The organism is Falsibacillus pallidus, assembly GCF_003350505.1.
Taxonomy (GTDB): Bacteria; Bacillota; Bacilli; order Bacillales; family DSM-25281; genus Falsibacillus; species Falsibacillus pallidus.
On record NZ_QQAY01000004.1, the window covers coordinates 104,056 to 126,197 of the forward strand.

The following is a 22,142-nucleotide window of genomic DNA, read 5'->3' on the forward strand; positions in this document are numbered from 1 at the left end:
GGAAACGTAAATGTCAATGGCATATGAAGAATATATGAGACAGATGGTCATTCCTATGAGACAGGAATTGGTTAGAGCTGGCTTCAAGGAATTACTTTCTGGAGAAGAAGTAGAGGAATTTATGGAGAACAATGAAGGGACTGTACTGGTGGTCGTCAATTCTGTATGCGGTTGTGCAGCAGGATTGGCTCGTCCTGCAGCCACTCAAGCGGTTGTAGCATCTGATAAATCCCCTGATCATCTTGTAACTGTCTTTGCCGGCCAGGATAAAGAGGCTACTGAAAAAATGAGGGAATACTTCGAAGGCTTTGAACCATCCTCTCCATCCATGGCACTTATTAAAGGAAAAGAAGTTCTTCATTTTATTCCAAGGGAAGACATAGAAGATCATACAATGGAAGAAATCATCCATAATTTAATGGGTGCGTTTGATAAACATTGTTAATGAAGCGAAAAGGATGCCTAAATGGCATCCTTTCTATTTGAATGTAAAAGAGGTGAAGAGTTTGTTTTTAACTACATCAGAAAGAACCAATGAAAATCTGACTGACAGAGCTAAAATTGCTGCACAGGAATTAGGCATCCCATATGTGGACAGAAAAAAAGAAACACTGGTTTCCATGCAGGAAAGACTACAGGATAATTGCATTGTAATGGGGAAGACGAGAATGGAATTATATCATTTCAAAAAGGATTCCATGAGAGAGGTCCCATTTTTCTTTCATCCGAACTCTGCCAATTTCAGGGTCAAGAGATTGATCAAAGGGGAATCGGATCCATTAATAGAGGTCATGGAGCTTGAAGCGGGTATGAAGGTATTGGACTGTACACTCGGACTTGCATCGGACAGTATTGTAATGAGCTTCGCGGCAGGCGAGGACGGAAAAATTACAGGTCTTGAGGGTAATCCGTATGTAGCCTATATAGTAGCTGCCGGACTTCATTCCTGGGGGACAGGCATTCCAGAATTGGATGCTGCCATGAAAAGGATTGAAGTTATTTCCTCCACACACCTGGAGTACTTAAAGAGCTGCGAGGATGGTTCATTTGATATTGTTTATCTTGATCCCATGTTCGAAGAATCCATCAAGGAGTCAGAGGGAATCAATGCGATGCGGGATTGGGCAGTCTATACTGAGTTGTCAGATGAAGTAGTTGAAGAGGCCAAGAGGGTGGCAGCAAAAAAGGTTGTACTCAAAGAGCATTTTCGCTCCCCTTTGTTTAAAAAATATGGTTTTCGGCAGATTATCCGCAAGTCATCCAAGTTCCATTTTGGAGTCCTGGATAAGTAAAAGGGCGCTCTGAGTATTCAGGCGCCCTTTCAGTTCTGTCCAGCTCCAGCGCCTAGCCCCTCGAGACATAAGCCGCACCTCTACGGAAATCAGGATTTCCTTCGAGTTCCGTCTTATGCTGGTCGGGGCTGATCGAGGCGCTTGCGCTTTTCTTTGTCCAGCTCCGCCTCCTAGAGGCTGGGAGACTTCGCTCAGCACACTTACGATAAGTCATCATCGATTCGCTGTGCTCAACGTGATTCCTTTATCTCGTGTGGCTGCGCTCCAGTCTCTACGCCTCTGAACAGTCGGCTCCGCTTTTCTTAATTAATCTGTTATCGATAAAAAAACAAAGTATGCAAGCATTACTACACATCCAATGACAGCAAAAGTATCAGCCATCCAGATACACCCCTTTTTCCTGTTTTTATTATTATTTCCTTTTTTCACTATGAACAAACTTTTTTCCTATTTTTCAATTTCTGTCTGATAATTTGAAACCTTTTCTACATTTGTTCGTAGAAAGCTAGTATAATAATTATGAAGAGATGACACGATCAATTCGCAAGAAAGGATTTTTAGCATGAAAATATGGCTTCGCAAATCGTTTGTTGTCCTGATTTCCATCTTGTCCTTCGGCATGGTAACACCGTCACAGGCGTTCATGGCCGAGAATCAGACATTAGATAAAGCAGAACAGCAGACTACTCCACAACTTGAAAATAATTATGATGACAAGGCAGAAAGAAGCGGCCTATTTGATGATACCGATTCAAGGGATGCAATCATTGGGATAGTCATGAAAGAAGCAGAGAAGCAATCCTTTGAAAAATTCGGGCAAAAAATTACTCCGGTCATCGAAAATGAATTCAAGGACATCATCCTGCCGAATATTCAAAAGGCAATCGAGATGACCATTGACCAATATCCGAAAGAGGACCTAAGCCATCTGGCCATTTCAGAAGATCCAAGCGGTGGAACAAGTGAAAAAATATTTCATATCTATAATGCCAATACCGGGAATGACGTAATTCGCTTTCATGTTAGAAGGGACCACCCGCCGCTCGAAGGATATTACTTCAATTTTCATTATCATACATACCATGATCAGTTCCAGACCCACTATGATCTAGGGATGATCTATTGGGATAAAAATACCCCGCCAAAATGGATGTCTGCATAGGCTGATATTATTTGAGATTAAAAAGAACCTTCCTTGAAAGGTTCTTTTTTTATTGGCTCTTTTCTCAAAGTTTGCTGCTTTAGCCATAAAAACGTGCTAACTTATGCAAACTATGCAAGAAATATAGTTAGAAAAGAGCCTGGATACTCCATTTCAACGTACACAACAGGTACAATGACGTTAAAATCGGCATTAAGATTTTAACAACAAGGTTTACGAATACTATCTTTTTATTTCATAATAGAGGTAATCATTCTTTAGGGGGACAACAGATGAAGCAATATTTAGACTTATGCCGACATGTATTAGAAAATGGAACAAAAAAAGAAGATCGAACAGGGACAGGAACGCTCAGTACGTTCGGCTATCAAATGAGATTCGACCTCAATGAAGGCTTTCCGCTGATCACCACAAAAAAACTTCATCTGAAATCCATCATCCATGAACTGCTATGGTTTTTAAAAGGCGATACCAACGTACGCTACCTGCAGGAAAACGGTGTTCGAATCTGGAATGAATGGGCAGATGAAAATGGCGAATTGGGGCCGGTATATGGGCGGCAATGGCGCTCCTGGAGTACCGGCGACGGGACGACAGTTGACCAAATCACTGAACTGATAGAAACAATCAAAAATAACCCTGACTCAAGAAGGATGATTGTGAATGCATGGAACGTCGGGGAAATTGACAAGATGGCCCTTCCGCCATGCCATTGTCTTTTTCAATTTTACGTTGCGAATGGAAAATTGTCCTGTCAGCTTTATCAAAGATCGGCAGATGTTTTCCTCGGGGTGCCGTTTAACATTGCATCCTATGCGCTTTTAACGATGATGGTGGCGCAGGTATGCGGTCTTGAACCGGGAGAATTCGTTCATACTTTTGGAGATGTCCATATCTACTCCAACCATATCGACCAAGTCAAACTTCAGTTGGAAAGGGATCCATACCCACTCCCAACGATGAAGATCAATCCTGAAGTGCAGGATATATTCGGCTTCCGATTTGAAGATTTTGAATTAACGGGCTATCAGTCCCATCCACATATAAAAGGGGCTGTGAGTGTATGATTTCTTTTATATTTGCTATGGATCAAGAAGGTTTGATCGGAAGTGACAATTCGCTTCCGTGGAGACTTCCGGAAGATCTTAAGTTTTTCAAAACAACAACCATGCATCACCCGATCGTAATGGGGAGAAAAACGTATGAATCCATCGGGAAGCCATTACCAGGCAGGACGAATATTATACTAACCAGAGATGCCGCATATAAAAAAGGCGACTACATGCTCTTTCATGAAAAAGAATCATTGCTGAATTGGATTGATAATCAGGATAAAGAAGTTTTCATAACCGGTGGGGCAGAACTTTTCCGCCTGTTTATAGATGAAGTCGATCAAATGTATGTCACAAAAATTGAAGAAACATTTCAAGGGGATACATACTTTCGTGATGTAATCTGGGATGAATGGAATTTGGTTTGGTCAACAAAAGGTGTTAAAAATGAAAAAAACCCATATGACTACCAGTTTATGAAATATAGAAAAAAATAAAGAGGGGCCCTGTGCCCCTCTTTACATTTAGTCTTAAACATAAAATAGCACGCAGAAATACATGAGTGCACTGCCGCCAAGTACGAACAGATGCCAAATTGCATGGTTGAAGGGTATCTTTTGCCAGATGTAAAATATTGCTCCAACTGAATAAAGAATCCCGCCAGTCAACAAGAACATGAAACCTGAAGGGGTCAAGTTGTGATACAGGGGCTGGATTGCAATGATGATGAGCCATCCCATCAAGACGTAAAAAATAGTGGATAGCAGTTGAAACCTATCAATGAAAAGGCACTTGAATACAATTCCGCATACCGCAAGAAGCCAGATCAATCCAAAAAGCACCCATCCCAGGGTTCCTTTTAGCGTGATTAAGACAAAAGGGGTATAGGTCCCTGCAATCAATAAATAAATGGCAGAATGATCAAGGATAGCAAAAACCCTTTTTGCTTTAGAAGGTTTAAAGCTGTGTAGCATCGTTGAAAATAGATATAATAGAAGCATAGAAATCCCAAAAACCAAAAAGCTGCCCATGTACCAGCCATCCTGTTTATGTGAAGCAATCACAATTAGAATGACAAGGGCGGGGATGCTCAATAAAAATCCGATCCCATGTGTAATGGCGTTGGCCAATTCTTCTTTCCAGTCTTCAAAATGAGTGGATGTCAATAATTGAACCTCGCTTTCTCTTTATTTTAAATTATCATAAACCTCAATCATAAAAGCTGCAAATATTTTCTGAATTTCCTTTGAAAAGGCAGAAGGGATGTGAAAGGTTATGTGTGGAAGGTATACATTAAATGCATCAAAAGAAGACTTGATCGAACAATTTCTCCTTGATGATTTCCCTGAACTTTTCGAGCCATCCTACAACATCGCACCAACTCAAAATGTTTTAGGCGCAGTACAAAAGAAAAATGAAAGAAAAGCAGGCTATATAAAATGGGGGCTCGTCCCATATTGGGTTAAAGATATGAAAAAATGGAAGCCTTTAATAAATGCCCGGGCAGAATCTATTGAAGAAAAGCCAAGCTATAATAAACTTTTAGAAAAAAGAAGAATGATCATTTTGGCAGACAGCTTTTACGAATGGAGTACTATTGATGGCAGCAAACAGCCATATAGGATCCAACTAAAAGAAAAAAGACCATTTGCTTTTGCAGCACTATGGGATAGAAATAACGAAGATACTACTTGTACGATCATTACCACTGAGGCGAATGAAGATATGGCGGGTATTCATGAAAGAATGCCGGTGATTCTGAAAGATGATTCAGCAATCCATCACTGGCTGTCTGATTCTCCATTTCACGATGTAAAACATCTGCTAATTCCCATTGAGGATGGAAGTCTTACGAATTATGCTGTCTCCTCATTAGTCAACTCCACAAGGAATGTCAGCAAGGAATGTATAAAAAAATCCAACAAACATAAAAAATATAGTTAACGACAATTTAAGACAGGTATTGCGGTCAGAAATAGGGTATAATGAAGACAAACGGGTGAAAAAGAGGATTGATACTTTGCTGTTAAAAAGCCTTGAGTTCAAATCGGAAAATGGACAGAAGGTAAAAGTTATCGAAATTCCAGTATTGCACGAGGAAAATCCGCTTTATTTCAAAATGCATGTAAGGCTGCAGTCATTCTTAAAGAATATTGATCGCGAAGCTCAGCCTAATAAGGTGTATTCCTTTAAGATGCATTTAAAGAAAGTATTAAAATGGACTGAATATCAAGAGATATATCAGCCGGCAGAATTAAAGAATAATGCTTGATCTTTTTTATGGAAAGGTGGCTGTGCATTATGTGCGGCCATCTTTTTTTGCGGGGAGTCACTAAGGTTTCACCTGTTTGCCAAAAGCATCCAGTTTGAAAAAATGATATTCATCTTCCCTTTTTAAAGATATAATAATTGAAACCATAGCAGTGTTAGGATGTGGATAGTTTGAGTTCAATCAAGATTGTCACCGATTCCACGGTGGATTTAACAAAAGAAGAAATTGAAGAATGGGGTATAAATGTAATCCCGCTCTCCATTTCCATAAATAACGAAACCTTTCTAGATCGGGTCGAAATAACACCAAAAACATTTCTTGAAAAAATGAAACATTCCAAGGAGCTGCCGAAAAGTTCACAGCCTCCTATTGGCAAGTTTGTTGAAATGTATGATCATCTGGGAAGCGATGGCAGCCAAATTTTATCCATACATATGACTGGAAATATGAGTGGAACTGTACGGACAGCTGAAAGCGCTGCAGAAATGTCCAAGTCCTCAGTGACTGTAGTAGATTCAAGATTTATTACCAGGGGGTTGGCCTTTCAAGTACTCGAGGCAGCCAAGATGGCCAAGGATGGAAAAAACATGGAAAGCATCCTTGAGAGATTGAAGACAATACGGGAATCCACACATCTTTATGTTGTGGTAGATACATTGGAGAATTTAGTCAAGGGCGGACGCATCGGGAAAGGAAAGGCTTTATTGGGATCTCTTCTTCATATCAAGCCTATCGCATCTTTAGAGGGCGGCGAATACAGCCCAGTCGCAAAAGTAAGAAGCTATTCCCAAGTGGTGAAATTCTTATCGAAGCAATTCGTCAATGATATCGCTGGGAAAACGATAAAAGCAGCGGCAATTATGCATGCTGACAATATGGAATTGGCTCAAGCTTTAAAGTCGAAAATAATGGAAGTCACAGGATATGAAGGTGTATACATCGATGATACAACACCTATCATCAGTACACACACGGGTCCTGGTGCCATCGGCTTTATTTATTACGCTGAATGATCAAAAATGCCCTCATTGGGGCATTTTTTTTGATTACGTCTGTATTATACGTGGGGAAGAGTAGATTCTTTGCATATAAATAAAAAGACGGGGGTGTTCATAATATGGGAAAGAAAAAAATTTTGCTTTTCAGTGATCTCGGAGTCGATGATGTGGTGGCTGCATTATTCGCTTACTACAGCCAGGAAGTAGAAATTGTTGGGGTTGTAGCGGACTATGGAAATGTATCCAGAGAAGAGGCTGTCAAAAATGTGAAATTTATTCAGCAAGTCACAGGTATTTCCGATATCCCGGTTTTCGGCGGTGCTGTAACTCCTCTGACCGGCCTGCCGGCAAAATACTACTTAGAAGTTCATGGTCCTGCAGGGCTTGGCCCTATTATCCCTAAAAATATTCCAAGCGGCAACAACCTTGAAAATTTTTTTGATGTCGTAAACCTGATTGAAAAATATAAATATGATTTAAGCATTCTATCAGCTGGGAGGCTCACTTCCTTAGCTACTTTATTTGTTCTGTATCCTGAAAAAATCAAATATATAAAGGATATTTACATAATGGGCGGTGCGTTTTTATCTCCTGGAAATGTGACCCCTGCTGCAGAAGCTAATTTTTACAGTGACCCATATGCTGCAAATTTAGTCATTCAGCTTTCCCCGATGAAACTTCATATCATTCCTCTTGATGTAACAAGATATTCAATCATAACACCGGAAAACATTAATCTGCTTGACAAATACTTTCATGAAATAAATGATCAAGCGGGTAAAATCATTAAACCATTAGTGGATTATTATTATGCATTTTATGAAAAAAACTATCCGGGTATCATCGGTGCCCCCCTTCATGATTTACTTTCCATCTGGTCATTGACCCCAAAAGCTGAAATCGTGTTTAAGGAATTCCCCATTAAGATTAATGTGGATAGCGGACCCGGGTTTGGGCAAAGTCTGGGGGATTTCAGAGAGAGTGCAACGAAAGCACCGTGGCCAAAACATTTAATTGCTCAATCTTTTAATTACAAAGTTTTTGTGGAGCAAGTTTTCAATACTTTTACTTCAGGACCAAGCAGGTAGCCATGGGAGTCTGTCTGCAATGACTCTTTACATTCTGTCTGACGGGTTTCATGAAGATCATATCGTGATATAATATACTTATCGACAAAAAGCGGGGTGGCAGAGATGAAAAAAATTCTCACCTTTCTTTTAGTTTTTAGTGTTATTTTATCTGGATGCTCACAAATTTCAGCTGAAAACCCAACTCGTAAGGTAGGGTTGGAAGAAAAGCAGGATCCTCCATCTGACTTTATTCCAAAAAAACTGACTGTGGTATCAGTTGGCGACTCCTTGACTCAAGGTGTTGGGGACAGTACCGACTCAGGCGGCTATATACCTTATTTAAAAAAAGGTCTTGAAAGTGAAAAGGGTATAGATGAAGTGACATTTTATAATTTTGGCGTCAGAGGAAACAGAACCGACCAGCTGCTTTCAAGGCTGAAAACAGAAAAAGTGCAGGGTAAAGTCAAACAAGCTGATATTGTAATGATAACAATCGGCGGAAATGACGTTATGAAAGTGTTCCGTGATAACTTTTCCAACTTAAAACTACAAGAATTCGAGAATGCAAGGATTGGATATCAGAAGAGATTGAAAGATATTCTTACGACAATAAGGAATGAGAATCCAAATGCAGGGATTGTGTTAGTCGGCCTTTATAATCCTTTTATTAAATGGTTTTCAGATGTAAAAGAACTTCAGCAGATTGTTTACAATTGGAATAATGCAAGCTTGGATATCCTCGGGGAGTTTGATCAAACAAAATTTGTACCCATTTCGGATATTTTCGAAAACAAGGAAGAAGAGCTGCTCTATACGGATTATTTCCATCCTAATGACAAAGGCTATAAATTGATAGCAGACCGTATATTTGAAGAATTGAAAGGGGAAAAGATCAACGGATTATTGGAGTCCAATTTAGTAGTAAAGGAAGATTGATGAATGAAGAGAAATAAATGGAAGACAGCGTTTTTTGGATTGGCTGGACTTGTTATCCTTGGAATTGTCATCATTTTGGCAATGGCATTCATGCCGGCAAAAGATGAACCGAATCCAAAGGGGGCATATTCCAACGGCAAAGATGTCCAATTTCATATAAATGCGACAAAAGAAGACTTAAATAAAATGATTAATCATTACATCAAGAAAGAAGGGTTGAATGGCCCTGTCGATTATAGAGTTTTGTTGACTGATGAAGTTGAACTCTATGGAACCATTCCAGTTTTTTCACAAGATCTGAATCTGAAAATGACATTTGAACCTGAAGCTCTGAAAAATGGAGATCTGGTTCTTCGTCAGAAGTCCATTTCACTTGGACGATTGAATCTTCCGGTTTCCTATGTGTTAAAGTTCATCAGGGATTCCTATAAGCTGCCGGATTGGGTGAAAATCCAGCCCAATGATAAAATGGTCTATGTTTCTTTTCATAATATGAAGTTAAAGAGTGATATGAAAGTCCGGGCAGATGAATTCAATCTGAAGGACGATAATATCTCATTTACATTATTGGTTCCAACTCAATAAGAAAAGCGGAGCTGGACAAATAGAAAAGCGCAAGCGCCTCGATCAGCCCCGACCCGCATAAGACGGAACTCGAAGGAAATCCTGATTTCCGTAGAGGTGCGGCTTATGACCTCGAGGGGCTAGGCGCTGGAGCTGGACAATAATATGATAAAAGGAAACGAGCCCTTTGGCATTGCTGCCGGAGGGCTCGTTTTTAATTTTTAAGTAAGATGATTTCCAGACCGGGTTCGCCATTTGCCAAACCAGCTGCAACAATCGTGTAGCTTCGGTTTGGTTTGAATTTCATTATGGGGAATGGAAGAATCGCTTCTTTATTTCCAGCACGGCGCGCTTCCAATTCCACCGTCATCGGAGTGATGCCTAAATATTCAGTTGCCTGCTTGTAAGCCACATCCGGGAAGACAACATCCCGTCCCTTCACTGCGATATCGAGAGCAGGTGTGTCAGGTGATAAATGAATGAAACGGATTTTTGCTTCGTTCGGTGGAACCCCCGGTATATCTGCAAAAGGCAGAAGCTGAAGTTTTTCGCCCTGTCCTACAGCAGCTAAGGTGTAGTTCTTTCCTGGTTCTATGGTGACTTTTTTACTGATGACTGTTGTGACACTTGTATCTGCCGGATAAATATCAATATGGTATTTCCCAGAGGGCAATGTAAGATAGGTGCTTGCCTGTTTAAAAGAGATATGCTTGAGAACTTTTTGGGCGTTTATATACACATCAACGCTCGATAGATCAGGTGCGGCGTGGAGGATGCGCACATTTGCCATCTTTTGCTGTCTTTGTATCTCAGTCGTGGAAGGCGCGGATAAGGCTTTTCTCAAATGGTCCAAGTGAAGTTGATAATAGTGGATGTGCTTTGTTGGATCCAGATATTTATAGTAGCAAGCGAGCAAATCATACATGGATGCCTTCTGCAATTCGATTTCTTGATTGTTCATTCATCTCGCTCCTATTTTTAGATTCGTCAATAACGTATGCGAAAATGAAAAAATTGTGAATTGCCTAGAAGAAAAGAGTTGCATTTTTTTGGTAAATCATACATAATAAGATTAACTAATGGGAAGAAGGTGATGTCATATGTCAGGAACATTATTTGTTTTAAAAGCAGCAGTAGGCAGATATATGGCACAGCCTGTCTTCATCGGATAAAAATAAGCGGATTATCATTCAATTGTGATTCCTATTTTTAACCATGGGCTGTGTCGTCCATGGTTTTTTTATGTTTAAAAATAGGAGGAAATACATTTGAATAAACAATTTATCATTAATGCACCACAAAATATTTTGGAGCAATTTAAAAATTATGAGGACGGTTATGTGTTGGGACGAGTGGTCCTTGAACACAAAAAGATGTATAAGGTCATAACAGAGCATGGAGAATGGCTATGTGAAATTTCAGGGAAATTTCATTATCATTCAGTTTTATCCAGCGACTATCCATCTGTCGGGGACTGGGTGGCGGTGAAAGAACGAACGGGAGAAGATAAAGGAATCATTGAGAAAGTATTGGATCGCAGCATCAAGTTTTCAAGGAAAAAAGCCGGCAACGAGACAGAAGAGCAAATTGTTGCTGTCAATATTGATGAGTTGATGATTGTGACATCTCTAAATGATGATTTAAATCTGCGGCGTTTGGAGCGTTATTTGATTCTTGCATGGGAAAGCGGGGCAAATCCGATCATTGTTCTTAGCAAAGCCGATTTATGTGAAAATATCGAAACAGCTGTTCAGGAAGTGGAAAATATCTCCATGGGTGTCCCGATTATTCCGATTAGTATCAAAACGGGTACAGGTCTGGACGAAGTGGTACGTTATCTTCATCCGGGTAAAACCGCAGCCTTGATCGGTTCTTCCGGAGTGGGGAAATCCACTCTGCTGAACCATCTGATCGGCTACCAAAAACAAGTGATTCAGGAAATCAGGGAAGATGACAGTAAAGGAAAGCATACAACGACATATAGAGAGTTGTTCATTTTAGAAAACGGCTCCTGTATTATTGATACTCCAGGAATGAGGGAGATACAACTTTGGGAGAGCAGCGAGGGGCTTCATTCCGGCTTTTCGGATGTAGATATTCTGGCAGAACGCTGCCGTTTCAGAAATTGCACACACCAATCTGAGCCGGGCTGTGCTATCAGGGAGGCGATTCAAGAAGGTGATTTGGATGAATCCCGTTTTCAGAGCTATTTGAAGCTTCAAAGGGAATTAGCCTACTTGGACCGCAAAACGGATAAACGAGCTCAGAGCGAGGAACGGAAAAAGTGGAAAAAAATCAGTCAAGGTTCAAATCCCCCAAGAAAACGATAAGACCTGAGCGTAATCGTTTACTTCTGCATAAAAAAGCGATAAAATGCCATCAATAATGAAAATAGACTTTATTTGAAAGGATTGATAGCTATGTCTCTTCAGGGTAATTACGAGCTTGCAACATTTGCAGGCGGCTGTTTTTGGTGCATGGTCAAGCCTTTCGATGAACAGCCCGGCATTGAAAAGGTGGTATCAGGGTATACTGGGGGCTATACTGAAAATCCCTCCTACCAAGAAGTATGTTCGGAAACAACAGGTCATTTTGAAGCCGTCCAAATCACTTTTGACCCTGTACTGTTTCCATATGAAAAGCTGTTGGAGGTATATTGGCAGCAGATAGATCCGACCGATCCGGGCGGTCAATTCTATGACCGTGGACGATCATATCAGACGGCGATTTTCTACCATTCAGATCAACAAAAGGAAATAGCCTTAAGATCAAAAGAAGAACTTGAAAGAAGCGGCAAATTTAACAAACCGATAGCCACAGAGATTTTGCCTGCCAAGGCTTTTTATCCTGCAGAAGAATATCATCAGAAATATTATAAAAAAAATCCTTCTCACTACAATGCCTATCATAAAGGTTCGGGGAGAGAATCATTTATAAAAACCCATTGGAGTGATCAATAATGAACAAAAATAAGGAAAAACTTAAAGTGAAATTGACCCCAATTCAATATGAAGTGACTCAGAACAATGGTACGGAGCCTCCTTTTCAAAATGATTATTGGAACGTATTTGAGCATGGCATTTATGTTGATGTCGTTTCCGGAGAACCTCTTTTTAGTTCTAAGGATAAATTCGATGCAGGATGCGGGTGGCCATCTTTTTCAAAACCGTTGAATCAGGAAGAAGTTTACGAGAAAGATGATTTCAGCCACTTTATGGTCAGAAAAGAAGTAAGAAGCAATAAAGGGGAGTCGCATCTGGGACATGTATTTGATGATGGTCCAGGACCGGACGGCCTTCGCTACTGCATTAATTCAGCTGCCTTGAAATTCATCCCGTTGAAGGATATGCAAAAAGAAGGCTACGGGGAATACATGAAATTATTCGAAAAAGGACAGCGATAATCGCTGTTCTTTTTAATTTAGGTTTTATCCCAATGATTTTGGTCTATAAGAGATATATAGGATGGTGACGAAAATGCTGAATAAATTGTTTGGAATAAAAGGTGAAGCTGATAAAAATGTAGATTTGTTTGCCCCGATGTCAGGTAAGATCCTCCCTTTGGAAGAAGTGCCCGATCCGGTTTTTTCCCAAAGGATGATGGGTGATGGTTTTGCAATCGAACCATCTGAAGGGGTAGCCGTTGCACCATTTGATGGAACTGTCATACAGTTATTCCCTACAAAGCACGCTATTGGATTAAAAGCTGAAAATGGTGCAGAGGTATTGATTCACATTGGACTGGAAACGGTTTCGATGAATGGGGAGGGCTTTGAAGCAATGGTCTCTGAAGGGGATAAAGTGAAAAAAGGCGATTCGCTGGTCACGTTTGATATCCAGTTAATCAATGAAAAGGCTTCGAGCGTCATATCTCCGATTATCGTGACGAATGGTGATGATATTGAAGTACTGAATATGAGAGAAGTCGATCACGTCAAAGCAGGCAGTGATGCGGTTATGGATATAACGGTAAAATAAAAAAGCCCAATGAGGGCTTTTTTATTTTAAAAATAGAGAGCATAACATTTCAGAGTGTAATTCTGTCCAGCTCCACCGGCTAGAGGCTGGGAGGTTTCCTTCAGCACACTTACGATAAGTCAACATCGGATCGCTTCGCTCTCCGTGTTTCCTTTATCTCGTGGTGCTTCAGTCCAACCTCGGCGCCTCTGAACAGCCGGCTCCGCTTTTCTATTTAGAAGTCATTCCTCCAGAAAGGATAAATTTCATTGCTTCTTCGGGCTTTACTTCGATGATTTCGAGATCTTCTTTTGGGATCAAGAGCGTGAACCCCGCTACTTGGAACGTTTGCGGGATGTATACAGCGCAATAATTTTCAAATGGGCTATAGAATTGTTCCAGGTTTTCTGAGGTGATGAAGCCGATGCTTTTTACAGCTGTCCCTGGAAAAGTGAATGTCACAACTTTCGAGAATGATTTTTTATCGCCTAAAAAAGAATTGACTGTGTCTTTAATCACGGAATAAATGGTCTTGACCAAAGGAATCTTTGCTAAAAGTTTGTCGATTAATTTTATGATGGTCCCAGTCACGAGCTTCGTGGACAGCCATCCAAGAATCGTGATGATGATGAGCGTAGCGATAAGTCCAATGCCCGGAATATAATGTGGAAAGTGGGGGCGGAGGATGTTTCCTAATATACTGTCAAAAAACACAAACAGTTTATAAATTACATAGATGACGAGGACAATGGGAATTACAGTCAACACGCCATTTAGAAAGTTTTTTGCCAAGGATTTCATAGATGTTTTTCACTCCTCTAAAAACAAACATAAAGACATTATACCTTTAGGACGCTTAGGAGAAAAGAGAAATCGAGTAACTAAAAAAAGAGGGAGGAGGGGCAAATATCATAAAAAAAATTTAGAACTGGGCGAATGCACATACGTACTATGGACGATTATCATAAATTAGCATTGTAGAATGATTATTTATCACTGAGGAGTGAAAGATATGTACTATGGTTATGGTGCTGGATGCTGCACGCCTGGTTACGCATATCCATGCGGCGGAGGCAATTGGTTTGCGTTGATCGTTGTATTGTTTATCTTGTTGATCATCATTGGCGCAGTCTGCTACTGCCCTAGATAACAAATGAATGGATAAAATGGAACTGGCTTTCCTTGTTTAAAAGGAAAGCCAGATTTTTTTGTTTGTAAATAGAATTAATCAAATTAAATTTTGAAATTTGAAATCAAATCCCTTAGATTCTCAGCTTGCTTGGACAATTCTGAAGCCGATGCTGTCACTTGCTCCATTGCTGCAGATCCTTCTTCTGAGGCAGCCGCCGTCATTTCCGTATTTGCAGCTGTACTTTCAGCTATTTCACTTACAGATGCAAATGCCTCTGCCACATCTTGGCTGAGATGCAAAGTCTGGTGAATCTGTTCCACCATTTCATCGATGACAAAGAAGGTATCCTGTGATTGTTTTAAAATGTTATCAAGGGATGTAGTGGTTTCATTTGAGATTTCTACGCCTTCAATAACAGCTTTGACGCCTTCTTCGTTCTGTGTGATGATCGTTTTCACTTCTTGTTGGATTGAACGGACAATGCCCGTTACTTCCTTGGCAGCATTCTGCGACTGCTCAGCAAGCTTCCGGACCTCATCTGCGACTACTGCAAACCCTCTTCCATGTTCACCTGCACGAGCCGCTTCAATAGCAGCGTTCAATGCAAGCAAATTGGTCTGTTCTGATATATCTGTAATCGTGTTGATGATTTTCGTGATTTCAGTTGATTTTTTGCCTAATGATTCCACTGTAGAAGTAGTATTGGCCATTGTTTCTTCAATGGACATCATTTTCAATGAAGAAGACTTGACTGATGAACCGCCATGTTCTGCTGCAGAACGCATTTGTGAAGCAGCCAACTTTACTTTTTCAGCGTTATCATTCAATCGGCCTGCCGATTTCTCTAACAAGTTCATCTTGTTGACGGACACTTCCATCTGTGAAGTCGTTTTTTCACTTCCTACAGCAATTTCAGTGGATGTTTCTGCAATCGACATGATGGTCTTGGATGTCTCTTCTGCCGAAGCCAATAACTCCTCGCTGCTGGCAGATACATTTTCTGCCATTTTAGATACTTCCCTTACAAGGGAAGCGATGCCATCGATCAATACATTGGTATCCCTGGCAAGACCGGCGAGTTCATCATTCGATTTAACCTGGATCCTTTTCGTTAGATCGCCGCCTGCGCTTGCAATTTCCAGGATGGACTTGCTGATTTTACGTGTATTTGCCCGGATATTCCTGGATATCACGATAGAGAATAATACTGTCAACACTACAGCCAATATGGAAACGCCTAGTGTCACAGCCTGTGAGACAAGCACTTGTTTGTGCAAAGAGTCGATTCTTTCTTTTGTAAAACTCTTCTGTTCGTCTATCATGGATTGCATATCTTTTCTCAAGTACTGCATATAATTGTTTCCTTGAGAAGTAGAGATTTGCAGAGTCGCTTCTTTCTGGGTGCCGTATCTTCTTGACTCTATGATGCGATCAATCCAGCCAATCCAGAAATTATAATAGTTTTTGACATTTTCTAACTTTTTTGATTGCGCTGCCTGGTCCCTTAGTAATGGTTCAAGTGCTTTCAATTGATTCTCTACATTATTTTTACCATTTCCATAAGGTGCGAGCTGGCCCTCTTCACCAGTCAATACATATCCCCTGGCCCCGTCCTCGATATCTACAAGGGATTTGGATAGATCTTGAATATCGCTATGTACTAGCATATCGTGATTTACTACTCTATTGATTTCTTGCTCTAGGGCCCTCATATTGAAATAGGAAATCAGAGTGAGTGCAACTAAAAGGATGGTTAAAAATCCAAAAGAAAGTACAACGCGGCCTCGAATGGTTTGTGTATAATGCCAAATGCCTTTGACGCTTCTTTGTTTTTCTTTTTGTTTTTTAGGTTTTCTCTCTTTTTTTTCTATTTTCTCTCGTGTTTTTTTAGTTTTCTTAAAAGAGAAAATCTGCTTTTCTTTTTTCAATCTTGTCCTCCCCCTATGTGTCAATATCCCTAGTCAATTTTGACTTATTTTCATTCTATACATTCCTTTGAGAATTTTCTACTAAATATTCATAATATTTGTCGAAAAACCAAAGTTTAGAAAAAAATAAAACATTTTCCGCTAATTGAACTAAAAAAATTCCTAGAAAGAATAAATAGAGAGTGACATAGACTTATAGGAGAACGTAAATGTTTGAAAGGCAGGAGGGATGGAGTTGCCTCGTTCCCATTTAATCAAACCTCTTCTTGACGGAGAGTATGCAGAAGTCGACTATGGCAAAGGCATCTATATTTATGATGTAGAAGGAAAAGAGTATTTAGATGCCTGTTCGGGAGCCGTTACGGCAAATATCGGACATGGCCGGTCAGAAGTCATCCAAGCAATGCAAAATCAGGCAGAAAAAATTGCTTTCGTTTACCGTTCCCAATTTACAAGCAAGGCAGCGGAAGAATTGGCGTCATGGCTTTCTGAAAAATCGGATGGCCATTTAAATTCGGCATTTTTTGTCAACAGCGGATCAGAAGCCACTGAAACTGCAATTAAAATAGCCCTTCAGTATTGGCTTGAAAAAGGTATGCCGAAAAAAACAAAAGTCATTTCAAGATGGATGAGCTACCATGGCATTACGATGGGAGCACTATCCATGTCCGGACACCCGGCAAGGAGGGAAAAGTTCAGTTCCATACTTGAGGACTGGCCCGTGTTCGAACCTCCTTATTGCTATAGATGTCCATATGGGAAAGAATATCCAAGTTGCCAACTTCATTGCGCCTCCTATCTGGAAACCATTATCAAGAGGCTTGGTGAAGAAAACATCGCCTGCATAATTGTTGAGCCAGTCATTGGTGCGGCAGGTGGAGCAATAACGCCTCCAGAGGGCTATTACAAAAAAATCAAAGCACTCTGTGATAAATATGACATTTTATTTGTCGCTGATGAAGTTATGACAGGGTGTGGAAGGACAGGGAAAATGCTTGCACTTGACCACTGGGGGGTAAAACCGGATATTGCAGCACTTGGAAAAGGACTAGGGGCTGGATATGCTCCGATTGCTGCAGCGGTCGTAAGCGATAAGGTTATGAAACCGATATGGGATGGAACTAAATCCATCATGAGCGGTCATACGTTCAGTGCCAATCCACTCTCCTGTGCCACGGCGTTAGCCGTCCTTAAGTTGATTGATGAAGAGAAATGGATGGACATGGTAGAGGAAAAAGGACAGTATTTGGATGCCTCTCTTCAAAAATTGTCCAAGCAATTCAATTTCATAGGGGAAATCAGGGGGAAAGGTCTGCTTATAGGATTAGAATTCGTAAAGGATTGTGTGACGAAGGAATCATTTTCCCCTGGAGGAGCTTTTACACACAAAGTAGTATCGGCTGCAAACGAAAATGGTCTTCTATTATATCCGGCAGCTTCGGGGATTGATGGCCGCAGCGGGGATGCCGTCATCATTGCTCCTCCTATTAATATAACTAAAAGAGAGATCGATGAGTTGGTCAGAAGACTTAGAAAAACATTTGAATCTTTAGAAAAGAATCACGTTGAAAGCGGAGATGAACATGAAGAAACCATATAACAAAGTTGTCTCAATGGAGGAGGCAATGGGGCATTTTTTTGATGGAATGACGATCATGTTCGGCGGCTTCGGAGGGGTCGGTTCACCACCTGGATTGATTACATCCATTTTAGAAAAAGGAATCAAAAATATTACTTTAATCGGAAATGATACCGGATTTCCTGATATCGGGATTGGCCAGTTAATCAAACACAAGAGAGTGAAGAAAGTGATAGCATCTCATATTGGATCTAATCCAATTGCAGGGGAACTGATGAGCAGTGGCCAGATGGAAGTGGAATTTTCGCCTCAAGGAATCCTTGCTGAAAGGATGAGGGCAGGCGGAGTAGGACTTGAGGGGATCATCACAGAAATAGGAGCAGATAATGAATACTTGGCAGAAGGAAAAGAAACTATCACCATCGGCCCAAAAAAATGTGTGATTGAAACAGCTTTGACTGCAAAAGTCAGTATTCTATACGCCAAAAAAGCGGATGAATTCGGCAATTTAATTTACGATAAAAGTGCCAGGAACACCAATCCTATCGTTGCAATGGCAGGGGAATGGACAATAGTAGAGGCGGAAGAAATTGTACCTTTCGGGAGCATCTGTGCTGAAGAGATCATTACGCCGGGGGTATTTGTAGATATGGTTGTTCCTTCAAAGGGAGTGAACTGGACATGGGCATGGGAAAAGCAATGAAAAGCAAAATGGCAAAAAGGGCAGCAGAAGAAATCAAGGATGGAATGATCGTTAATTTAGGAATAGGCATCCCCTCTTTGACTCCTGATTTTCTTCCTTCTGAAAGGTTTGTCATGTTCCAGGCTGAAAACGGGATACTCGGCATGGGTTCAAGCCCGCCATTGATGCAAGAAGATGAAAATCTTTGTAATGCAGGTGGATTTCCTGTAACCCTCAATCAAGGGGGGTCTTATTTTGATTCTGCTACCGCTTTTGGAATGATCCGTAAAGGTTATATTGACATGACCATTCTTGGTTCTTTAGAAGTAAGCGAGAAGGGCGATCTGGCCAATTGGATCGTCCCGGGGAAAAGAGTTCCAGGCATTGGCGGGGCAACCGAACTTGCAGCAAGAGCAAAAAAGGTGGTTGTCGTAATGACCCATACTGATAAAAATGGAAACAGCAAGCTGGTCAAATCATGCAGACTCCCACTGACTTCAAGGAGATGTGTGGACATGATCATTACAGATTTAGGCGTTTTCCAGGTCGTGGATGAGGGGCTTGTATTAACCGACATATTTGAACCATATACAATTGCTGATATTAAAGAAAAAACAGATGCTGATTTTTCCCTTTCGGAACAGATCCGGTATATTCCAGAATCTTTTATTGAAGGAGTGTAGATAGTGCAGCGTCAAATTAAAAAATGGATGTCAGAACATGTTGATATGGGTACAAAACTTCTGCAGAGACTGGTACAGGAAAGAAGCATCAGAGGTCATGAATATAACGCACAAGCAGTAATGATTGAGAAATGCCGGGAATTGGGATTGGAATTGGATATATGGGATCTCAATCGAAAAGAATTGGAACATCATGCATTTTTCCGCTGCGATCGAGACAGCTTTGAGGGTAATCCAAATATTTGTGCAGTGTGGAAAGGAAAAGGTGGCGGAAGGTCCATCATCTTAAATGGCCACATCGATGTAGTACCTGAGGGTGATGAAAAGGATTGGAGGAATGACCCGTATAGCGGGATGATTAAAGATGGAAAGCTATATGGACGGGGTTCTACAGATATGAAAGGGGGAAGTGTCTCTCTTTTACTGGCTATTCAAGCGTTAAAAGAATTGGACGTAACCTTGAGAGGGGATGTTATTTTCCAAAGTGTGATAGAGGAAGAAAGCGGTGGGGCAGGTACACTTGCAGCGCTCCTAAGAGGCTATAAAGCAGACGGGGCAATCATTCCTGAACCGACAAATATGAAAATGTTCATTAAGCAGCAGGGGTCAATGTGGTTCAGAATTACAATTAAAGGTAAATCTGCCCACGGCGGCACAAGATATGAAGGGGTCAATGCCATTGAAAAATCCCTGAATGTCATTTCTGCTTTGCAAAATCTTGAAACTATTAGAAATGACAGAATAAATGATCCCCTCTTTAAAGATATCCCGATACCGATACCAATCAATATTGGGAAGATCAATAGCGGCTCGTGGCCATCATCTGTTCCTGATACGGCCATCATCGAAGGAAGAATGGGCGTGGCACCTTCTGAATCCATGGAAGCAGCTGAAAAAGAAATGGAGGAATGTCTCGCTTCCATTATAAATGAAGATGAGTGGCTGCTGGCACATCCCCCTAAACTAGAATGGTTCGGGGGCAGGTGGCAGCCGGGGGATCTTGATATCAATCATCCTTTCCTTGACTGTATGGAAAATGCCTACTCCAATATTTATGGGGTTAAACCTGTCATTGAAGCTTCCCCGTGGGGGACTGACGGCGGCATCCTTTCAAAAGGCGGAGACATACCAGTGGTTGTGTTTGGTCCTGGGACAACCGAAGCAGCACATGAAGCGAATGAATTCATTGAACTGAAAAAAGTATTTGAAGCTGCAGAAGTCATAGCCTTGGCGATTTGGCAATGGTGCAAGTGAGGAATGAATGATCTAAGAATGGGTAAACAGTAAGCGTGGAGAAATACCTCCTGCCTTCGTTCATGATATGATTTAACCAGGAATATCAATTTTTTCATTATCGATTCTATTCTAGATTTTGCAAGAGGAGGATGAAGATGAAACAAGATTTATGGATCAACGGTGAAGGGGTAGGGACTGGCCAATATTCTGAATTGGTTTCGCCCTATGGACAGTCCAAGATTGCGGAAGTGGCTGTGGCAGAAGAGGAACAAGTGAAATCTGCTGTAGCTGCTGCTCAAAGTGCATTTGAAAAAATGAAAAAGATGCCAGCTCATCAGCGGGCGGAAATCCTTGATAAAGTGGCAGGAATGATTGAAAAGGATAAAGAGGAATGTGCAAAAATTATCGCTAGGGAAGCTTCTAAACCGATGAAAGCTGCCCGTGCAGAAGTGGACCGCACGATCATGACCTATAAATTTGCAGCCATTGAGGCGCGAAAAATCTATGGGGAGACTATCCCGATGGATGCAGCCCCGGGCGGTGAAGGGAGAATGGGCTATACAGTCAAAGAACCTCTTGGAGTGATTGCGGCCATCACCCCATTTAATTTCCCGATGAATCTCGTTGCCCATAAAGTCGGGCCGGCTATTGCTGCAGGAAACGCTGTAGTCCTGAAGCCTGCTACGCAGACACCGCTCTCTTCCTATAAGATTGCTCAATATTTTCATGAAGCCGGACTGCCTGCCGGAGCATTGAATGTCATAACGGGGAGCGGGAAGAAGATTGGGGGGATTTTGATATCTGATGAACGGATCAAAATGGTCACATTCACAGGGAGTCCTTCTGTAGGCCAATGGATCAGGGAGAATTCCGGTTTGAAACGAGTCACACTTGAATTGGGATCGAATTCTGCCGTGGTAGTCGACGAAGATTCAGACTTGAATGAGGTTGTTCCCCGTATCGTTACAGGTGCATTCTCCTACCAGGGTCAAGTATGCATTTCAGTACAAAGAGTGTTTGTCCATGAATCTCTATATGAGGAGTTCGTAGAGAAAATAAAGGATGAAACAAAGAAATTGAAAATTGGCAGCCCTCTTGAAGATGATACTGATGTATCAGCCATGATTTCCAAAGATGATGTCAAACGGGCAAAAGAATGGATCGACAGTGCAGTGGCAAAAGGTGCAGAATTGGCTGCCGGCGGGGAAGTGAATGATGAAATCCTGGAGCCTACTGTACTTCTGAATGTACCATTGGATGAGAAGGTTTCATGTGCAGAAGTATTTGCACCAGTCGTCCATATCAATGCTTTCAAGAGTTTTGATGAAGCTATTGAGATGGTCAATGATTCCGATTATGGTCTTCAGGCTGGGGTTTTTACAAAGGATGTCCAAAAGGCATTCAAAGCAGCCAATGAACTGCATGTCGGCGGTGTAATGATCAATGAAATTCCGACGTTCCGTGTTGATCAAATGCCATACGGCGGCGTGAAGCTAAGCGGTATGGGACGTGAAGGCATAAAATATGCTGTTGAAGAGATGCTTGAGCTGAAATTAGTCAGCTTTAAACTATAATATTGATTCAGACTGACTCACCATGT

25 protein-coding genes are annotated in these 22,142 nt (G+C 41.1%); 21 read left to right on the forward strand and 4 right to left on the reverse strand.

Translation table 11 applies throughout. The annotated features are described in order from the left end of the window. Positions 1-10: 10 nt before the first annotated feature. The 5 genes from DFR59_RS09460 (at position 11) to DFR59_RS09480 (ending at position 4,003) form a co-directional block, all read left to right on the forward strand. The gene (locus DFR59_RS09460) at positions 11-445 is read left to right on the forward strand and encodes a BrxA/BrxB family bacilliredoxin (RefSeq protein ID WP_114745380.1); all 435 of its coding nucleotides are present in this window, start codon (positions 11-13) and stop codon (positions 443-445) included. Between the two features lie 61 nt (positions 446-506). Beyond that, on the forward strand, positions 507-1,292 hold the full coding sequence (locus tag DFR59_RS09465; RefSeq protein ID WP_114745545.1) for a class I SAM-dependent methyltransferase: 786 nt from the start codon (positions 507-509) through the stop codon (positions 1,290-1,292). Positions 1,293-1,854: 562 nt separating this feature from the next. Further along, positions 1,855-2,454: a YpjP family protein gene (locus tag DFR59_RS09470; protein WP_114745381.1), complete on the forward strand. Its 600-nt coding sequence runs from the start codon at positions 1,855-1,857 to the stop codon at positions 2,452-2,454. 272 nt (positions 2,455-2,726) lie between these two features. Further along, on the forward strand, positions 2,727-3,521 hold the full coding sequence (locus DFR59_RS09475) for a thymidylate synthase (protein ID WP_114745382.1): 795 nt from the start codon (positions 2,727-2,729) through the stop codon (positions 3,519-3,521). Then, on the forward strand, positions 3,518-4,003 hold the full coding sequence (locus tag DFR59_RS09480; RefSeq protein ID WP_114745383.1) for a dihydrofolate reductase: 486 nt from the start codon (positions 3,518-3,520) through the stop codon (positions 4,001-4,003). Before DFR59_RS09475 ends, DFR59_RS09480 begins: the two co-directional genes overlap by 4 nt. Before the next feature lie 33 nt (positions 4,004-4,036). Here DFR59_RS09480 and trhA read toward each other — a convergent pair whose 3' ends face one another. Next, positions 4,037-4,672, reverse strand: coding sequence for a PAQR family membrane homeostasis protein TrhA (trhA, locus tag DFR59_RS09485; protein ID WP_114745384.1), 636 nt, complete (start codon positions 4,670-4,672; stop codon positions 4,037-4,039). A gap of 109 nt (positions 4,673-4,781) precedes the next feature. Between trhA and DFR59_RS09490 the strand changes: the two genes are divergently transcribed. The 6 genes from DFR59_RS09490 (at position 4,782) to DFR59_RS09515 (ending at position 9,367) form a co-directional block, all read left to right on the forward strand. Continuing rightward, complete coding sequence (locus DFR59_RS09490; protein WP_114745385.1) at positions 4,782-5,450, forward strand: SOS response-associated peptidase; 669 nt, start codon at positions 4,782-4,784, stop codon at positions 5,448-5,450. 76 nt (positions 5,451-5,526) lie between these two features. Next, on the forward strand, positions 5,527-5,778 hold the full coding sequence (locus DFR59_RS09495) for a DUF2535 family protein (RefSeq protein WP_114745386.1): 252 nt from the start codon (positions 5,527-5,529) through the stop codon (positions 5,776-5,778). Positions 5,779-5,948: 170 nt separating this feature from the next. Further along, positions 5,949-6,791 (forward strand): DegV family protein, encoded by an 843-nt coding sequence (locus DFR59_RS09500; protein WP_114745387.1) that lies wholly within the window; start codon positions 5,949-5,951, stop codon positions 6,789-6,791. Between the two features lie 104 nt (positions 6,792-6,895). Next, positions 6,896-7,864 carry a nucleoside hydrolase gene (locus DFR59_RS09505; protein WP_114745388.1) on the forward strand — a complete coding sequence of 323 codons (969 nt, stop codon included), beginning with the start codon at positions 6,896-6,898 and terminating at the stop codon, positions 7,862-7,864. Between the two features lie 105 nt (positions 7,865-7,969). Further along, complete coding sequence (locus DFR59_RS09510) at positions 7,970-8,782, forward strand: SGNH/GDSL hydrolase family protein (RefSeq protein ID WP_114745389.1); 813 nt, start codon at positions 7,970-7,972, stop codon at positions 8,780-8,782. Between the two features lie 3 nt (positions 8,783-8,785). Beyond that, complete coding sequence (locus DFR59_RS09515; RefSeq protein WP_114745390.1) at positions 8,786-9,367, forward strand: YpmS family protein; 582 nt, start codon at positions 8,786-8,788, stop codon at positions 9,365-9,367. Between the two features lie 193 nt (positions 9,368-9,560). On the opposite strand, the gene DFR59_RS09520 is transcribed toward DFR59_RS09515, so the two are convergent. Then, positions 9,561-10,307 carry a DUF4397 domain-containing protein gene (locus DFR59_RS09520; RefSeq protein ID WP_114745391.1) on the reverse strand — a complete coding sequence of 249 codons (747 nt, stop codon included), beginning with the start codon at positions 10,305-10,307 and terminating at the stop codon, positions 9,561-9,563. Between the two features lie 307 nt (positions 10,308-10,614). Between DFR59_RS09520 and rsgA the strand changes: the two genes are divergently transcribed. The 4 genes from rsgA (at position 10,615) to DFR59_RS09540 (ending at position 13,323) form a co-directional block, all read left to right on the forward strand. Continuing rightward, a complete protein-coding gene (gene rsgA / locus DFR59_RS09525) occupies positions 10,615-11,676 on the forward strand; it encodes a ribosome small subunit-dependent GTPase A (protein ID WP_245948435.1) in 1,062 nt (353 codons plus the stop codon). Between the two features lie 90 nt (positions 11,677-11,766). Then, positions 11,767-12,306 carry a peptide-methionine (S)-S-oxide reductase MsrA gene (gene msrA, locus DFR59_RS09530; RefSeq protein WP_114745392.1) on the forward strand — a complete coding sequence of 180 codons (540 nt, stop codon included), beginning with the start codon at positions 11,767-11,769 and terminating at the stop codon, positions 12,304-12,306. Then, a complete protein-coding gene (gene msrB / locus DFR59_RS09535) occupies positions 12,306-12,749 on the forward strand; it encodes a peptide-methionine (R)-S-oxide reductase MsrB (RefSeq protein ID WP_114745393.1) in 444 nt (147 codons plus the stop codon). Before msrA ends, msrB begins: the two co-directional genes overlap by 1 nt. A 73-nt stretch (positions 12,750-12,822) precedes the next feature. Next, positions 12,823-13,323 (forward strand): PTS sugar transporter subunit IIA, encoded by a 501-nt coding sequence (locus DFR59_RS09540; RefSeq protein WP_114745547.1) that lies wholly within the window; start codon positions 12,823-12,825, stop codon positions 13,321-13,323. Positions 13,324-13,533: 210 nt separating this feature from the next. Here DFR59_RS09540 and DFR59_RS09545 read toward each other — a convergent pair whose 3' ends face one another. Continuing rightward, the gene (locus tag DFR59_RS09545; RefSeq protein WP_114745394.1) at positions 13,534-14,103 is read right to left on the reverse strand and encodes a DUF502 domain-containing protein; all 570 of its coding nucleotides are present in this window, start codon (positions 14,101-14,103) and stop codon (positions 13,534-13,536) included. A 211-nt stretch (positions 14,104-14,314) separates the two neighbouring features. On the opposite strand from DFR59_RS09545, the gene DFR59_RS09550 reads away from it, so the two are divergent. Then, positions 14,315-14,452 (forward strand): YjcZ family sporulation protein, encoded by a 138-nt coding sequence (locus DFR59_RS09550; RefSeq protein ID WP_114745395.1) that lies wholly within the window; start codon positions 14,315-14,317, stop codon positions 14,450-14,452. A gap of 83 nt (positions 14,453-14,535) precedes the next feature. Here the strand turns inward: DFR59_RS09550 and DFR59_RS09555 are convergent, their stop codons facing one another. Further along, on the reverse strand, positions 14,536-16,362 hold the full coding sequence (locus DFR59_RS09555; protein ID WP_114745396.1) for a methyl-accepting chemotaxis protein: 1,827 nt from the start codon (positions 16,360-16,362) through the stop codon (positions 14,536-14,538). Positions 16,363-16,597: 235 nt separating this feature from the next. Between DFR59_RS09555 and DFR59_RS09560 the strand changes: the two genes are divergently transcribed. From DFR59_RS09560 to DFR59_RS09580, 5 genes are all read left to right on the forward strand, one after another. Then, a complete protein-coding gene (locus DFR59_RS09560; RefSeq protein WP_114745397.1) occupies positions 16,598-17,962 on the forward strand; it encodes an aspartate aminotransferase family protein in 1,365 nt (454 codons plus the stop codon). Beyond that, positions 17,946-18,644, forward strand: coding sequence for a CoA transferase subunit A (locus DFR59_RS09565; protein ID WP_114745398.1), 699 nt, complete (start codon positions 17,946-17,948; stop codon positions 18,642-18,644). The genes DFR59_RS09560 and DFR59_RS09565 overlap by 17 nt, the downstream gene beginning before the upstream one ends. After that, positions 18,623-19,306: a 3-oxoacid CoA-transferase subunit B gene (locus DFR59_RS09570; RefSeq protein ID WP_114745399.1), complete on the forward strand. Its 684-nt coding sequence runs from the start codon at positions 18,623-18,625 to the stop codon at positions 19,304-19,306. Before DFR59_RS09565 ends, DFR59_RS09570 begins: the two co-directional genes overlap by 22 nt. 3 nt (positions 19,307-19,309) lie before the next feature. Then, positions 19,310-20,560: a peptidase gene (locus tag DFR59_RS09575; protein WP_114745400.1), complete on the forward strand. Its 1,251-nt coding sequence runs from the start codon at positions 19,310-19,312 to the stop codon at positions 20,558-20,560. 137 nt (positions 20,561-20,697) lie between these two features. Then, positions 20,698-22,116 carry an aldehyde dehydrogenase family protein gene (locus tag DFR59_RS09580; RefSeq protein ID WP_114745401.1) on the forward strand — a complete coding sequence of 473 codons (1,419 nt, stop codon included), beginning with the start codon at positions 20,698-20,700 and terminating at the stop codon, positions 22,114-22,116. The last annotated feature ends 26 nt before the right edge of the window (positions 22,117-22,142 follow it).

Excerpts from the sequence above, each read along its gene's own strand:
- DFR59_RS09460 (WP_114745380.1), top strand. The coding sequence starts at position 11 with ATGTCAATGGCATATGAAGAATATATGAGACAGATGGTCATTCCTATG.
- DFR59_RS09470 (WP_114745381.1), top strand. The coding sequence starts at position 1,855 with ATGAAAATATGGCTTCGCAAATCGTTTGTTGTCCTGATTTCCATCTTG.
- DFR59_RS09475 (WP_114745382.1), top strand. The coding sequence starts at position 2,727 with ATGAAGCAATATTTAGACTTATGCCGACATGTATTAGAAAATGGAACA.
- DFR59_RS09480 (WP_114745383.1), top strand. The coding sequence starts at position 3,518 with ATGATTTCTTTTATATTTGCTATGGATCAAGAAGGTTTGATCGGAAGT.
- DFR59_RS09490 (WP_114745385.1), top strand. The coding sequence starts at position 4,782 with ATGTGTGGAAGGTATACATTAAATGCATCAAAAGAAGACTTGATCGAA.
- DFR59_RS09505 (WP_114745388.1), top strand. The coding sequence starts at position 6,896 with ATGGGAAAGAAAAAAATTTTGCTTTTCAGTGATCTCGGAGTCGATGAT.
- DFR59_RS09510 (WP_114745389.1), top strand. The coding sequence starts at position 7,970 with ATGAAAAAAATTCTCACCTTTCTTTTAGTTTTTAGTGTTATTTTATCT.
- DFR59_RS09515 (WP_114745390.1), top strand. The coding sequence starts at position 8,786 with ATGAAGAGAAATAAATGGAAGACAGCGTTTTTTGGATTGGCTGGACTT.
- DFR59_RS09520 (WP_114745391.1), bottom strand. The coding sequence starts at position 10,307 with ATGAACAATCAAGAAATCGAATTGCAGAAGGCATCCATGTATGATTTG.
- msrA (WP_114745392.1), top strand. The coding sequence starts at position 11,767 with ATGTCTCTTCAGGGTAATTACGAGCTTGCAACATTTGCAGGCGGCTGT.
- msrB (WP_114745393.1), top strand. The coding sequence starts at position 12,306 with ATGAACAAAAATAAGGAAAAACTTAAAGTGAAATTGACCCCAATTCAA.
- DFR59_RS09540 (WP_114745547.1), top strand. The coding sequence starts at position 12,823 with ATGCTGAATAAATTGTTTGGAATAAAAGGTGAAGCTGATAAAAATGTA.
- DFR59_RS09545 (WP_114745394.1), bottom strand. The coding sequence starts at position 14,103 with ATGAAATCCTTGGCAAAAAACTTTCTAAATGGCGTGTTGACTGTAATT.
- DFR59_RS09550 (WP_114745395.1), top strand. The coding sequence starts at position 14,315 with ATGTACTATGGTTATGGTGCTGGATGCTGCACGCCTGGTTACGCATAT.
- DFR59_RS09565 (WP_114745398.1), top strand. The coding sequence starts at position 17,946 with ATGAAGAAACCATATAACAAAGTTGTCTCAATGGAGGAGGCAATGGGG.
- DFR59_RS09570 (WP_114745399.1), top strand. The coding sequence starts at position 18,623 with ATGGGCATGGGAAAAGCAATGAAAAGCAAAATGGCAAAAAGGGCAGCA.
- DFR59_RS09580 (WP_114745401.1), top strand. The coding sequence starts at position 20,698 with ATGAAACAAGATTTATGGATCAACGGTGAAGGGGTAGGGACTGGCCAA.